Origin of the sequence: Priestia abyssalis (genome assembly GCF_002019595.1) — a bacterium.
Classification (GTDB): Bacteria; Bacillota; Bacilli; order Bacillales; family Bacillaceae_H; genus Bacillus_BA; species Bacillus_BA abyssalis.
Genome location: NZ_KV917369.1, coordinates 2,999,380 through 3,012,614, shown reverse-complemented (window position 1 = coordinate 3,012,614; position 13,235 = coordinate 2,999,380). Strand labels below are relative to the sequence as shown.

At 37.8% G+C, this 13,235-nt stretch carries 14 protein-coding genes; 8 read left to right on the top strand and 6 right to left on the bottom strand.

Annotation, left to right across the window (positions count from 1 at the left end):
- Positions 1-5 precede the first annotated feature (5 nt).
- Complete coding sequence (locus BK575_RS14415) at positions 6-1,460, top strand: serine hydrolase domain-containing protein (RefSeq protein ID WP_078410996.1); 1,455 nt, start codon at positions 6-8, stop codon at positions 1,458-1,460.
- Between the two features lie 216 nt (positions 1,461-1,676).
- Here the strand turns inward: BK575_RS14415 and BK575_RS14410 are convergent, their stop codons facing one another.
- Positions 1,677-2,912 carry an ATP-grasp domain-containing protein gene (locus BK575_RS14410; protein WP_078410995.1) on the bottom strand — a complete coding sequence of 412 codons (1,236 nt, stop codon included), beginning with the start codon at positions 2,910-2,912 and terminating at the stop codon, positions 1,677-1,679.
- A gap of 388 nt (positions 2,913-3,300) precedes the next feature.
- A complete protein-coding gene (locus tag BK575_RS14405) occupies positions 3,301-4,401 on the bottom strand; it encodes a GerAB/ArcD/ProY family transporter (protein ID WP_078410994.1) in 1,101 nt (366 codons plus the stop codon).
- Between the two features lie 361 nt (positions 4,402-4,762).
- On the opposite strand from BK575_RS14405, the gene BK575_RS14400 reads away from it, so the two are divergent.
- Together BK575_RS14400 and BK575_RS14395 are read left to right on the top strand one after the other, a co-directional pair.
- Positions 4,763-5,665 (top strand): DUF2935 domain-containing protein, encoded by a 903-nt coding sequence (locus tag BK575_RS14400; RefSeq protein ID WP_078410993.1) that lies wholly within the window; start codon positions 4,763-4,765, stop codon positions 5,663-5,665.
- Between the two features lie 457 nt (positions 5,666-6,122).
- Positions 6,123-7,070: a sporulation protein gene (locus BK575_RS14395; RefSeq protein WP_078410992.1), complete on the top strand. Its 948-nt coding sequence runs from the start codon at positions 6,123-6,125 to the stop codon at positions 7,068-7,070.
- A gap of 312 nt (positions 7,071-7,382) precedes the next feature.
- On the opposite strand, the gene BK575_RS14390 is transcribed toward BK575_RS14395, so the two are convergent.
- The gene (locus BK575_RS14390; protein ID WP_078410991.1) at positions 7,383-7,538 is read right to left on the bottom strand and encodes a YflJ family protein; all 156 of its coding nucleotides are present in this window, start codon (positions 7,536-7,538) and stop codon (positions 7,383-7,385) included.
- Positions 7,539-7,795: 257 nt separating this feature from the next.
- Here BK575_RS14390 and BK575_RS14385 point away from each other — a divergent pair, with 257 nt between their 5' ends.
- The 4 genes from BK575_RS14385 to BK575_RS14370 all read left to right on the top strand — a co-directional run bounded on the left by BK575_RS14385 (position 7,796) and on the right by BK575_RS14370 (position 10,870).
- Positions 7,796-8,656 (top strand): STAS domain-containing protein, encoded by an 861-nt coding sequence (locus BK575_RS14385; RefSeq protein ID WP_078410990.1) that lies wholly within the window; start codon positions 7,796-7,798, stop codon positions 8,654-8,656.
- Positions 8,657-8,879: 223 nt separating this feature from the next.
- The gene (tnpA, locus tag BK575_RS14380) at positions 8,880-9,365 is read left to right on the top strand and encodes an IS200/IS605 family transposase (protein WP_078409725.1); all 486 of its coding nucleotides are present in this window, start codon (positions 8,880-8,882) and stop codon (positions 9,363-9,365) included.
- Between the two features lie 272 nt (positions 9,366-9,637).
- Positions 9,638-10,402, top strand: coding sequence for a hypothetical protein (locus tag BK575_RS14375; protein ID WP_078410989.1), 765 nt, complete (start codon positions 9,638-9,640; stop codon positions 10,400-10,402).
- Between the two features lie 18 nt (positions 10,403-10,420).
- Entirely contained in the window at positions 10,421-10,870 is a 450-nt protein-coding gene (locus BK575_RS14370; protein ID WP_078410988.1) for a hypothetical protein, read from the top strand.
- Between the two features lie 159 nt (positions 10,871-11,029).
- Here BK575_RS14370 and BK575_RS14365 read toward each other — a convergent pair whose 3' ends face one another.
- Entirely contained in the window at positions 11,030-11,689 is a 660-nt protein-coding gene (locus BK575_RS14365; RefSeq protein ID WP_204524867.1) for a spore coat protein, read from the bottom strand.
- Between the two features lie 201 nt (positions 11,690-11,890).
- Between BK575_RS14365 and BK575_RS14360 the strand changes: the two genes are divergently transcribed.
- Positions 11,891-12,094 carry a YozQ family protein gene (locus tag BK575_RS14360; RefSeq protein ID WP_078410987.1) on the top strand — a complete coding sequence of 68 codons (204 nt, stop codon included), beginning with the start codon at positions 11,891-11,893 and terminating at the stop codon, positions 12,092-12,094.
- Positions 12,095-12,179: 85 nt separating this feature from the next.
- Here the strand turns inward: BK575_RS14360 and BK575_RS14355 are convergent, their stop codons facing one another.
- Both BK575_RS14355 and BK575_RS14350 read right to left on the bottom strand, forming a co-directional pair.
- A complete protein-coding gene (locus tag BK575_RS14355) occupies positions 12,180-12,440 on the bottom strand; it encodes a DUF6154 family protein (RefSeq protein WP_078410986.1) in 261 nt (86 codons plus the stop codon).
- 243 nt (positions 12,441-12,683) lie between these two features.
- Positions 12,684-13,118: a Dps family protein gene (locus tag BK575_RS14350; protein WP_078410985.1), complete on the bottom strand. Its 435-nt coding sequence runs from the start codon at positions 13,116-13,118 to the stop codon at positions 12,684-12,686.
- Between the last annotated feature and the right edge of the window lie 117 nt (positions 13,119-13,235).

The window sequence follows — 13,235 nt, the reverse complement described above, 5'->3', positions numbered from 1 at the left end:
GATACATGAAAAAAGTGATTCTATGTTTATTGCTAATCACAATCACTATAATCTCATTAGCCATTGATGTTGAAAGTAATGACCAAACGAATCTAATGCAAGAGTATATGGATGAAGCAATAAAAGAATATCAAATTCCTGGTGCTTCACTAGCCGTCATTAAAGATGGAGAAATAATATTTCAAGAGAACTGGGGGATTCAGAGTGACGGTACACCTGTTACAGCAGATACATTGTTTACATTAGGTTCAGTTAGTAAACCCTTGACCAGTCTCGCTATCCTAAGGTTGGTTGATCAAGGGAAGATTGAGCTTGATCATGCGATTGATACTTATATCACTTCATTTACTTATAATAAAAATGGCTTTGAAAACAACATAACTATCCGACATTTATTAACTCATACAAGTGGAATCAGCTCTTATGAGGGGTTAAAAATTGCTGAGCTTAAATTAAGAGGAAAAGATGCGATCAACCAAGCAGTTAAAAAACTTAATGATGTAAGACTTAATCATGAACCTGGAGAAGTTCATCAATATAGCGCCGCCAACTATTTACTCTTAGGTTCAATTATTGAAAAAGTAACAGATCAAACTTTTTCAGATTTTATGGATTCAGAAATTCTTTCAAGTTTGGATATGAACCATACAGTCTCAAACTTTGCAACCGCAACCAGCCTTGGGTATCAGCCTGGTTTTCAGTCTTGGTTTGGAAAGCCTATAAAAAGTAAGAATGTCTTTGATGACAGTGGAGTTCCATATGGTTATATGGCATCAACCTCCAATGACATAACAAAATACATAAATTTCTTGTTGGAGGGAGGGGAGTTATTATCTGATCAATATTTTGATATTTATTTTTCCCCTCAAGTCGAGAGAAAAGATAACATGAATTATGGTTTAGGCTGGAGGATTTCTACAGAAAAGAATGATGAGTTTTTTTTCCATGGGGGTGAAACACCTGATTCACGTGCTGAACTTTTCATAAATCTTAAAAAGAATTATGGATTTATCTTGCTTACTAACAAAAACAACTTTTCTGAAGTGATGCATACTTCTTATATTAGGGACGGTATTAAAACTATTATAGAAGATAAACAGATGCCTGCTATACCAAAGGAAAACCATCAGATGCAATGGATGGCATTGATAGTGACTTGTACATTGGCAATATTAGCTTTAGTGAATCTAATTCGATTGAAACGAAAAAATATCAAGCATATGAATTTCTGGAGTATGATTGCAATATTATCCATAATATTATCAATTTCTTTAATCCCCGCATTAATTTATTTGTTTGGTTCACCTTGGCATATTATATACTCATATGCACCTGATACAGCCTTTTTAATTAAATGTCTAGTCGGAATTTTAGGCGTTAATGGTGCTGCAACATTCATTATTATTTTAAAAAAGAGGGGGATAAAATTTTTAAAGAAAAAGAATACTGCTGTATATTAATCATTTCTATTCTATTATTTAGAGGAGAGGACCCACACGAGCCCTCTCGACAGTTCAGTGCATGTTATACGTTAAAAGTTAACGTTCAATTTGTAGAAATAAACTACATTAAATTGAACAATAGATATATCAAACGAGCCTTGCTTATAAGCGAGGCCCGTTTTGGTTATCAACATTGGTATCAGTGCAGGCTTCCATTCTATTAACCTAGTTCTGTTACTCCCTATGAGTAAGGCCTTCTTTCGTCATTTCCTCAAGAACATCCTCTACCTCTTCAGCGGAATGCCCGATGGCAAGGCCGATCACTTTTGATACTCCATTTTCACCTGGAAAATAATTTGCATCTAATAAGCTTAATGGAACGAATTGATCTCTTGTCATGTATGTTTCTACAACCGGTATAAGGGAGTCAAAATCGCTTGTCCATTCAAGATTACAAAGCCGCACGATTTCTTTGCCGAATTTTCTTCGGATATCGTGATACAGCAACAATCCGCACGTCGATGCATTAAAGCGCACATTTAAATCGATAAAATAATAACGATCGTCACAAATGAGTACATCAAATCCCGCCACGCCCACGTATCCTTTATCAGCTATTTTTTTCATGACACCATAGCCGGTTTCAATAATATGAGCTATTTGTTCTTCCACATCTACCGTAATCCAGCTTCCGCGGAAACAGCCGTCTTTATTTACAAGTTGTTCCGATTTTCCTAAAAAATGAACTTCACCTTTTTTGTTTACCATATAATGAACGGAAATATTTTGGTCACACTCGATATATTCTTCCACAATGATGTTGGATAAATCACCAAAGGTCTCGTCCATTTCATATAATTGCTTTTCTTCTTTAACGAGCAATACACCGCACCCGCCTGAGGTCGGCCGGCCATCACCCGTTTTTAGGACAATCGGCAGCTCCGGTTTTTCCTCCAGAATTTGATCGAGGCTCATCATTCTTCGTTTCGGTACATTTTCTGCAGGTACAAGCTCAGGAATATTTCGCTTATCACATAAGTACGCTAGCACTTCAGGATCAATCCAATACAGCTCGGATGAAACCTTCTTTTCAGGATGAGGGTATTGGAAAATGATTTTTTTCTTTTGTTTATAAAGATTATGAAGAACATCCATATATTCTTTATCATTTCGGTAAGTATAACAAACTGGAGGTGTATGAAGTCCGCCCTTATGCAGGAGGGCCAAAGCGGATGGTGTAACAGCTCCCGCATGACAAACAACCGGTGCATCCCCCACAACACTCAATTCCCTTCCGGTCAATGCCTCCAAACTTAGCAAATCACTGGAAAAATGTTGATAATCCTCCGCATACAGTTTCGGGTTGTAAATGAATTCTTCTCCATAAATATCTTTAATGGAATAGGAGGGTTGAATGTTCTCCACTTGCTGATCTTTCATAAAGGTTGACTGGGCTGCTTTTGTTTCCATAATCACATCTCCTTCTATTAAAATAATCGTCGTTTTTACATAGAATGAATTCAGTTTCGAAGCGGCTCAACTAAGCTTTTGTTCTTTTTAAAAAGTATTTTCACAAAATAGCAAAATATTAAACCTTTATTTATATAAATCCATTTAGAAAATTCGACATGACCAAAGGACAGCCATGCCGAATGTCTTAAACCTTTGCGGGCCAATTCAAGGTGTCTGAATGACCGGTTGGGAAAGTCCCTCGATGGAATGAAGATGTGCCAAGTTATTAAGCGAAATGTATATAAATTAAGGAGTGATTGATCAAAGATAACGGGGTGAAAGAAATGGGAAAGAGAAGATGGGTAGCCTCCTGAAATAGAGGTGGTCTGTATTTTAGGAGGCTTTTTTAGGATGGCTGAGCCCGGCTCTTTATTTTTCGCATCAGCATATACCCTAAAAACAGGACAAGTATATAAACATAGCTTACATAAAAACCAAATTTCGCATTCCACTCATATAACAAACGAACCTCATGAGCATCATCTATAAAATGAGAAACAATGACATAAATCATCATGAATAGAATGAGCGGATATTTTTGTTTCACTTTAAAGATTTTTTTGGCTAAACGGCTCGCGCACCATAAATTCTGAATGACGATTGGTACGATAACGAGAACCCAGGCAGCAACAAATACAAGCTCAAAGCGTTCAATAATGGTAAATGATACTGTTTTGGTCATGGTCAAAAACGGCCAAATCGTAATTGTTAATTGCTTTTCGCTATAAAACAGAAAGCACATGAATGTAACCAGTAAATACAAAAAGATGGTAGCGGCATTTCCTAAATGAGCATAACTTTTTGATTTTTGCCCCTCTTTGATAAATGGATAATACACCAAGATCGTGATCATTCCGGCATAGTTAAAGGTGACGGTTTTTGTTGCATTCCAAAGTTCAGTCATTGTATGGACAGGAACCAGCGATAAATTCCCCCATTGAGCATAACTTAGTGTAAGAAACATCGGAAGAGTAATGATGAAAGCAAGAATAATCTTAAAAAAACACATTCCAACGATGACACGAAAGCCGCCTGCGATCGTGTAATAAGCAAGTATCAAGATGATTAAGGTTGGAAACCATGTTGGAAGAGTTGGAAACATCCATATTTGAACGATCCTTATATAAGCATGTAAAACAGTTAAACCTGTCCAGATGAATTGAACGATAATGAAAAGCGTAAACAATCTTCCCAGCCATTTTCCGTAAACGAATTGGTGGATTTCCGAAATGTCTTGATGCTCATATTTTAACATCTGAAAAATAAAAAAGAGGGAAAGGTGAGCCATTAAGCCAGCTAAGAGGACACTAATCCAGCTATCATAACCTGCCTCTTTTACAAGTGCCCGTTGAAAAACTAAAATCCCTATTCCCAGCTGAGCAGAATGAATCATAAAAAACAGTAAAAAAGAATTTACTTGAAAGTTTGGTCTGATTTGATTTGACATGTCCGCTTAAAATCTCCTTTAAGCTTGGCTAGAAATTTCCATATCATCATGCAATTCTTATTATTCTTTGAATGACAGGAACCTATACTTGGATTACTATTAACGATGTTATGACCAAAGGAAATCAGTTTGCTTCTTACTTTTAGACTTATGTCAATAAAAACGAGGTTGGGTACTATGCACCCAACCTCGTTTTTTGCCGATAACAGTTTTTATTCCGCATTAACGGGCAGAAAGACCCCCCGCTGATAGAAGTTTCCTTTATCTCAAGTTATTATAAGAAATTGTTGCTGGATCAGGACATATTATGATTTTTAACTAAATATGATGGATATTGAAACATTAGTTTAGGGGGTGGAATATGCAAAATCAACCGCAGCTGCCTGGCCATGTTAGCGTTGATCAGTTTAATCAAATGTTAGTTTCACCTGAATCGTTTGCCGCGAAACCTGAATCTCTTACCGAACAGTTATTTATTGAGCGCTCTCTCACTGAAAATAGATTTTGGCTCAGAATTATGAAAGAACATGCTTTATTTTTAGGTGATGGGTTTAATCGAAAAGACACTCAACTTATACAACAAACAGATAGGTTTTATCATTATTTTGAACAGCAAGAAAAAAAGGCATATCAAGTGCCGAATAATGCAGCTTTGGTAAGGAAGTTAAATGAGGAAAGTATAGAATTAGTGCATGGTTTTCGCAATTTCAAAAGAAATCTGCTTATAATGATCATCAATTGTAAGGTAAGCGGCTTCAATTTTCCTTTGCTTGTTGACCACATTGCACGGGAAGCAGAATATTTTATGAGGACACTAAAAAAATTTAATAAGGGCGTCTTAGAGCCCATTCAGGATGCCATTATTAATGAAAATGTATTTTGGCTTAGAATTATGATGGAACACTCCCGTTTTATTTCTTCATTATTGGACCAGTCTGAAAGAAATCTAGTCAATACAGCCAGAAAATTTGGAGATGATTTTGAGATACTTTTAAATCAGGCAAGGGATGTAGAATCGATGTTATATCACAAGCAGCCTACTTATCCGATTATCGGCAAAATGAATAAAGACAGTGAAAGCGCCGCTACAGAACTTCGAGCATTTAAGAAAACCGGGCTGGATCTTATTAAGTCTTGCCAGATTCGCAGCGTGATAAACCCTTTATTAGCAGACCATGTTGTACGGGAAGCGGACCACTTCCTGTATATGATTCATGTTTTGGAAGAAAGGTTAAATAAAAAAATGAAAGAACAGCGCCTATAATAGCCGAACGTAGTATAATTTTATATTAGTATTTAGAAAAATAGAGGCTGGGTCAAAAGGTCGTTGGTAAACAACTTTTTGGACCAGTCTCTATTACTTCTTACTATCATTTTTTCCTTGCTAAACGAATGGGGAGGCTATATAGATCGATTTAGAAAATTCGATATGACCAAAGGAACGGCCATGCCTAATTTTCTAGACTTAAGCGGCTGACACCCCTCTTACGGGGGTGTCAGCCGCATAGGGGCAGATTCAAGTTGTCTGGAACACCTCTTAAGGCTACCTCTCGATTGAACGAAGACGTGTCGAGTTATTAAGTGGAATTTATGTAGTTCAAGAAAACATAATGAATTTAACAAAGCATTTGCTTAAAATTAGTTAAAAAATGAAACGAAATACCAAGTTATCCCGTATACTTGAATGGGATCATATTGCCGCAAAAATGGAGGAGAAAAATATGTTTAAAAAGTTTATGGCGAAACTTGGTGTCGGCTCTGCCAAAGTAGACTTACTATTACCTAATCCGGAATATGCAATGAATGAAATTGTGCATGGAACGATTCGTGTACAAGGAGGAAACGTTGAACAGGAAATGAACAGCATTGCAGTCGAGCTTTGGCTTCAAGTCGTTTCTAAAAAAGGACAGACGTTCACGCATAAAATTGCCAGCATTCCTGTTGTACAGCCTTTTGTCATTGGAGCGAACGCAACGAGAGAGTTTTCATTTACATATAAGCTGCCGGAAGGGCTTCCGATTTCGGCGGGGAACGTTTCATACCATTTTAAAACACATCTTGATATTGCAGGAGGCGTTGACAGTGCTGACCATGATGCGATCCGCATTTTGGCTCCTGCGAGATTTTATTCATTATTTGAAGCGTTCGATCGCCTCGGCTTCCGCGAAAAACATGGATCCGGTGACTTTAACGGCTATAAGCAGGAATTCGAATTATTTCCGACAAACTTTTTAGCCGGACAAGTGAAGGAAGTGGAGTTTGAAGCAGCGATTGAGCAGGAAGGTATTCGCATGCTGCTTGAGCTTGATGTCCCATCGTTCGGAAGGGAAATCGAGTTGAAGCGTGAAATCTTCTTATCGAATGCGTTGATGGATGATATTGAAAAGTTGGCAGAAACGTTGAAACAAATCATGACGGAAACACTTGATCAAGCCCATTTGTATCAGTCGAACCGCATGAGCTTTGGACATGGTCACCATCACCATGCGCATCACAAGAGCGGATTGGGAGGTGCCATCGGCGGAATGGCGGCCGGTTTGTTTGGCGGGATGCTGGCGGCCGAAATGCTGGATGAGATGATGGACGGTGCCGAAGAGGCATTCGGGGATTTTGAAGGGGAAGAAGAAGGCGGCTTTCTCGATGATTTCTTCGGGGGTGAGGAAGACTAACATAATGTAATGAGCTTATCAGCTAAAGGATAAGTTCTAAGCACAATCCATATTTAGGAAAAAGAGACCGTCATGTAAACTCTTATTTTTAAAAGTTTACACGATGGTCTCTTCGTTCTTTTTATGTAGGTTTTTTCTTCTGGTTGTAAGAGATTAAGAGAGGTATCCATAGTAATCTAGCAGTTTATGGTAGAATGATAGCGGAAGAAAGGGGAAATGGAGTTGATGAATCACAAAAAAGGCATGAATACAAGCATTCATGTCCTTTTTTGCGTATGAGAGACAGCGGACCCGTGTTTAGAAATGGTTTCCTTACTTTATTTCTTGTTCTTTTTCTGCGATGAGCTGAAAATAAAGGTTGCGCACGATATATGTCTTGTATGACTCCAGCTTTCGGCCATCCAGCTTCGTGATATTTGCTTGCTTTAATTGTTGAATGAACCAGCCCTTTGAATATAAATGAGCCATCTTTCCCCAAACTCCCTTCACATTATCGATACCAACAATATATTGATGGTTTCGGAGATTGGTAACATGGATAAATATAAAAATTTTCCTTTTTAAATAAACTATGATCTAAATGATAATTATTTATTCCTGCCCGTTAATAAGGAATAAAATTATTTTTTGTGAAATTTACCTATGAATAATTTACAGGTTTTTTTGATTTTTGTTGTATAATGTAAAAAATGTGAAAAAAGGTTAGAAGTAAGGAGAAAAGAAAAATGTACAAGGACCAGAAGTTATATGATTTTCTACGAGATAGAACTTGGCAATTGACTGAAGAATGGTATGAATCCTTAGATAAAAGTGATCCCTCTGGAGTATATAGTTCGGATGATCCAAAAGCTATCCAAAGTTTGAAGGAACAAAATTATGAATTTCATTTACGTTTTTGCAAATTATTCGATAAAAGTGAATTGAATCCCTTAAAAGATTTTGAAGAATGGATACTGAACGTTGCGAAGGATGAAGAACATTTAGCAACACCTGTTCATTTTATTTTAAGGGAATTTTTTAGAACACAAGAACAATACTTGGATTTGGTTAATGAATTTGTTGAATTACATAAAGAGCACTATTCTATGGAAATGATCCAAACTTGGAATCGAACCATTGTAAAAACGTTTAGCGAAGTAATGACCTGGTTTACAGAGGAGTATCATAGCCATTTAGAATCTAAATTGAGAGCCCAGCAGGAAATGATTAATGAGCTCAGTTCCCCTGTCATTTCCCTAAGTAAAGACAATGGATTGCTTCCGCTTGTGGGCGATATTGATACGACACGAGCCAAGTACATTCTTGAAAATACATTGCAGCAATGTGCCGAAAAGGGAGTTAAACACCTTTTCATTGACTTATCTGGAGTCATCATGATTGATACTATGGTGGCACATCAAATCTTTCAATTGATAGATACGCTAAAGTTAGTAGGTGTAACAGTCACACTGTCAGGAATAAGGCCGGAAATCGCACAAACAGCCGTGCAGCTTGGACTTTCCTTTGGGAACATCATAACTGCCTCTACTCTTTCCCGGGCGATCATACTGGAAAATGAAAAAACGATTATCAATAAGAAAAGTTAATATATAGAAAGAAAATAATATGATCACCAATTCAAAGAGTGGTATTTTGCTATATAGAAAATCCTTGGGTTCATGAAATCCAAGGATTTTTTTATCGAAAAGAAAACCCTAGGCTAGGCCTAGGGTTCTAAAAAGCTTACAGCATGGTATTAAAAAAACTCCCCTGTGGTGCTAAAATATTTTTGGTTCGCCAACCAAAATATCAGCATACGGAGGAGTTTTTATGTCTAAAAAAGACACTAATAGTTTAGCACATACAACTTGGAATTGTAAGTATCATATCGTATTTGCACCGAAGTATAGAAGACAAGTGATTTATGGGAAAATTAAAAAAGACATTGGAGAAATACTACGTACCTTGTGCGAAAGAAAAGGTGTGGAGATTATCGAAGCAACAGCGTGTAAAGACCACGTACATATGTTGGTAAGTATTCCGCCTAAGATCAGTGTCTCTTCATTTGTAGGATATTTAAAAGGAAAAAGCAGTTTAATGATCTTTGATCGTCACGCAAATTTAAAATATAGATACGGAAACCGAAAATTTTGGTGTACAGGATATTATGTGGATACCGTTGGGAGAAATAAGAAGGTGATAGAAGAATATATACGCAATCAAATACAAGATGATATAGTCGCAGAACAATTAAGTATGATGGAATACATCGATCCATTTACAGGTGAAGAGGTAAAGAAAAAGAAACGAAAGTAAGGAGGAGGCCTTTGAGGTCTGGCCAGTAGAAGTAGTACAACTGGCGAACCATTCAGTAGCCCTTTAGGGTTTGGTCAGTAACAAAGGCTTCCAGCCGTAGAGCAAACCACCCGTTATCACGGGTGGTTTTGACTTGATGGCTGAAAACAATGTTTCGTGAACTAAAACATGTATAAGAAATACATTTATTTTCTATCAAACAGTTTGAAAATCTAAAGCAATGTAAATAATGGTAAGAAAAGTAAGAGTAAATCTTACCGAGGTGAAAGCAATTGAATGAAACTCCTCCTTTTCGATGGCAAAGGGCTCATTTATCCCAGTTTAGTACCACACAACTTCATTTAAGGAACCCATGGGTTGTCGCTTTTTTTTCTTTTTCGTATCCCGGATTTGGCCATCTATTATTACATCGCTATGCAGCAGGTTTTGTTCTTATTTTATGGGAATTATTTATTAACCAGCAGGCAAACGTCAATGTTGGGATTATGTATTCTCTATTAGGCGATTTCGAAACGGCTAAAGAAGTGATGGATAAAAGATGGTTGATTCTTTATGTAGGAATATATATGTTTGGGATATGGGATGGTTACCGCACAGCAGTAGACCACAATAAAATGTATTTATTGGCAGATCGGGAAGATGCGCCGATTCTTAATTTAAAGATGGGTTCTTGGTCTACAAATTACTTAGATAAACGTAAACCGTGGGTTGCTTTGGCATGGTCAGTGATGGTTCCCGGGCTGGGACATCTGTACGTTCATAAAATCATTACGGGCTATTTTATTTTTGCCTATACCATTGCGATCATGTACTTTTCGCATCTCCCGCAAGCGATTCATTTAACGATGATTGGGGAGTTTGCACAGTCTAAAGAGATGTTAAATATGCAATGGTTGATTTATCTTCCTTCCATCTATTTGTTTATTCAATATGATGCCTATATTTCAGCCGTTGAGTATAATAAATTGTTCGAAAAAGAATTATCAAAATATTTACGTCAAAACTATCAAAACCCTCATTTTAAATTACCTATATAAAAGGTTGAGTGAATACATATGTTGGTTATTGCTACATTTGAAAATTCCAGGTTCATTGAGCTGGCTATTACGGCCCTTGAACAACAAGGAGTTTCTAAAGAAAAGATATTAGCCGCCCCTCTTGATAAAAGGACAGAGCCGAGGCAGCTATTCGATACGATTCATCGAGCTGATGGGTTCAGTATGTTTGATGCAGCCGCCATATTGGGGACGTGTCTCATGCTGTTAGGAGCGATTTATGGCTATGTATTAGAGTGGGGGCCCATCATCTGGGGGATTATCGGAGCTGTTACAGGGTTGCTTCTAGGATTCTTGATTAAATTATTGATTGTAAAAAAAGGCAAAGGGAAGGGAAATAAGAATATCACATCCGAAGTCATTCTCATGATTCGCTGTGATAACCATCAATGGGAAACGGTTGAAAAAACCTTATGGGATCATACAGCATTAGGGATGACTAAAGTGTAAAAGTAACAATCCGAATATTTATTCAAGTAAGGGAAGAGAAACGCCTTCGAGTTGTTTCTCTTCCCTTATAATATTTTTTAGTTGTCATCCAGCTACAGGATGTACGAGAGGAGCCTGACGTCGCGTTCCTAGCCGGTCAACGTCTCTTATGATTGAATCTTAATGCATATTTTGATTGCCCGGCTGCGGCATTTGCGGTTGTCCCTGTGCAGGAGCATAAGCGTTCAGCATTTGCTGCATATCTTGCTCGGCGAGCTGAGGGACTTGATAGTAATGATGTTTATTTTGATAAAGAGAAATTTCATAAGCCATTTCAATGCAGTTCGGGATGGAATCGGCTACGACACGTCTCATCACAGGGTTTGTCATTTCACATGCGGTCATGGCTTTCAACCCAGCACCGGCTTTTACCAACCCTAACATGTGGCCGGAAATGCCCTGATCTTTAATATCGGCAAGCGATTGATTTGGCTTTTTCGGCTGAGAAGGCTTCAATCCGTAAACAAAATCATTGCTTTGATTCATTTTGTAGCTTTGAGTTGGTACAGTTGGGTCTTGTCCTGTTTTAAACGTTTCCACCATTGTGTTGTATTCCGTCTGGATGAATTGATATTGGCGATCTAGAATATCAAGAAGCTCAGGGTCCTGTACATATTGACGGAACATCATATATTGGTCGAGTGTATTGATCGTTCCTGCAAGAAGCTCATGCACATCAAATACTTCGTGCCCCCCATGGTTCATGTGCTGCGGCACTTGTCCTGTATGCATATTCATATGTGTTTGTCCGTTGTTCATTGGTTGTTGATTTTGCATCATGCTGATCCCCTCCAAATGGTTATTGGCCGTACGCATGTTAGTATGACTCTTGCTGGTTTTCATATACAGTCATTATTTGGAGAGGGAGATGAGGCAAAACCAATTATCTTTTCCATGAAATTGTTTTCTATATTAAATAAAATCAGTCCATCTAACAAATAGTACATATTGTAATGAAATACGAAAGGCGGTAGAAAACAAATGAGAAAAGATAAAGAAAATATGGCGATTGCGAATCAAGGTGCTGATGCCGAACAATACAGCAATCAAGACACACCAACAGGCAATATAGACGTGACACAAGAACAAGTGAGCGATGTGTACATGGCGGGAACGAGTGATGGGGTCATGCAATTGGAAGGCAACAAAGAACTTCATATCCCTCAAACAGGATACGAAGAATAAGAAATGGGATAAAAAAGCGGATCTCTTAAACAAGAGGCCCGCTTTTTACATGATAGCTTGTTTACGATTGCCGCCATATTATAGTTCAATGGATGGTTCTCGGTGTATAGTCTGGGTAAAACGGACGGCCATTCAATTGATCTTTATGAATTCTTCGTTTCAGGTTTTCGATTAAGTACAACCCGAAAAGACCAAACAAGTCTTCATCTTTTAGTTCCTTTAGCAAATCAAGTACATCTTCGCGGCCCAATTCATCTAAAACGGAAGCCGTAAGCAGTTCAGCGTCTACCTCTTGACTCGATAATTGGTCTTTATAAGCTTGATACAGCTCATCCACAAATGTCATTACGTATCCTCCTTTCGACACGAAACAAATGATTGATACACTTAGTGTAAGTATCATATGGGGTTTGCATCCGTCCTTAAAAAAGGACAAATTGGTTATTATTGTGAAAATATATCATCCGATTCGGGCTTTAAACTGTATGAACGGGCAGTGAAGTGCTGTGTGAATGAAGATTTCATTGAATGGATTTTGAAATAAAGAAAGGGTGACCGAGTAAGCATGTTTCTCGGTCACCCTTTCTTCTTAGTTATTCAAGAATGCCCGCAGCATCCAAATGTGAGTACCCAATGTTTCGGTCAGCGCCAGGAATTTATCGGCCGTCACTTCGTCATTTGCTTCTTCCGCCAGTTCAATGGCTAATTTTGATTCTTCGAGAATAAGGGAATAGTCATTGACGAGCGCTTGAACCATTTCTTCCGCCGTTGTCTCCTGGTTCGTTTCTTCGATATTGGCATGCTCCAAATATTGTTTCATTGTTGCCACGGGCTGGCCGCCGATGCTTAATAGGCGTTCAGCCAGCTCATCAATCGTAACAGCTGCTTCATTGTAAAGCTCTTCGAATTTAGGGTGAAGGGTAAAGAATGACGGGCCTTTTACATACCAGTGAAAACGGTGAAGTTTTGTATAAAGTACGTTCCAGTTTGCGATTTGCTGATTGATCATTTGTTCTAAGTTCATAAATAATTCCTCCTTATGGTATGTCTGTACATTTATTATAACAAATATAAAATTAAAATCAATATTAAATTATAATTATTATAAATAAGGTGTCGCCACATCTTCCTTTTATACCAC